This is a genomic window from Methylobacterium sp. D54C (assembly GCF_053345595.1).
Map to the genome: position 1 here is coordinate 1 of NZ_JBKFAK010000089.1, position 1162 is coordinate 1162.

A 1162-nucleotide genomic window follows, 5' to 3' on the forward strand; every position below is an offset into this window, starting at 1 on the left:
ACCATGCAGTAGCCTCTTGTAACTTGATCCATCCCGCGTCGGGTATACTTCTCGGCGCGGTGGCGGGTGAGAGACCGTTAGCCTCTGGGGCCACCAAGCCCGCAAGTGAGCCAGGGTCCTCGCCCGCCGTTCCATCGAACCCGAACAGTCGCTTGGGCCGCTCAACGCGAAGCCCGCTTGCGCAAGGATGGGATCAGATGGACGCTCCTGTTGTCGGGATCGACGTGGCTCGTGGCCGCCTCGATATTCACGTTCATCCCGCAGGGGCAAACTTCGCCGTTGATCGTACGACCGAGGGCGTGGAGCAGCTGTGCGAACGCCTCCGGCCCCTGAAGCCGAAGCTCGTCGTCCTTGAGGCGACCGGCGGTTTGGAAGCCTTGGTGGCACGTTCCCTCACCACCTGCGGGCTGCCAACCGTGATCGTGAACCCAGCACAGGTCCGTGCTTTTGCTCACGCGCTGGGCCAACGTGCCAAGACCGACCGCATAGACGCCACGGTGATCGCCCGGTTCGCGGCGGCCACCAATCCGCCCGTTCGCGCACGGGCCGATGCCGAGACTCAGGCGTTGGCTGATCTTGTCACGAGACGCCGTCAGATCGTTGGTCTGATTGCGTCTGAGCGGCAGCGAGCGAGCCAAGCTTCATCCTGCATTCGAGACAGCGTCCGGCGCGTCATAGAGGCGTTGGAGCAGGAGCGGGGTGTGGTCGACCGCGCGATTGATGCAGCGGTAGACCGGTCCCCGGCATGGCGCAGGAAGGTGACCCTTCTGACCTCTGTGCCCGGCATCGGATCGACGATCGCGCGGACTTTGATCGCAGAGCTGCCCGAGCTGGGGAGCCTTGACCGAAAGCAAGTCGCCGCGTTGGTCGGCTTGGCCCCTTGGACGCGGCAATCCGGTCAGTGGCGTGGCAGGAGCTTTATCGCGGGCGGTCGCGCGCCCGTCCGCACGGCACTGTTCATGGGCGCCCTCGTGGCCAGCCGTCACAACGCCGCGCTGAAAACCTTCCGTGACCGGCTCATCGCGGCCGGCAAGCCCAAGCTCGTTGCTCTGATTGCCACTGCTCGGAAGCTGATCACCATCCTCAACGCCATCCTGAGGGACGGAGCGCCATGGCAAACCGCTTGACCGCCAAGACAGTCGCTCAATTGGCTCGGTACAAA

At 64.6% G+C, this 1162-nt stretch carries 1 protein-coding gene; it reads left to right on the forward strand.

Annotation, left to right across the window (positions count from 1 at the left end):
* Window positions 1–197 precede the first annotated feature (197 nt).
* Window positions 198–1127: an IS110 family transposase gene (locus ACLBYB_RS32615; RefSeq protein WP_447701355.1), complete on the forward strand. Its 930-nt coding sequence runs from the start codon at window positions 198–200 to the stop codon at window positions 1125–1127.
* Window positions 1128–1162 lie beyond the last annotated feature (35 nt).

Bases quoted from the DNA above. Each gene is read 5' to 3' on its own strand.
- ACLBYB_RS32615 (WP_447701355.1), top strand. From the start codon at position 198: ATGGACGCTCCTGTTGTCGGGATCGACGTGGCTCGTGGCCGCCTCGAT.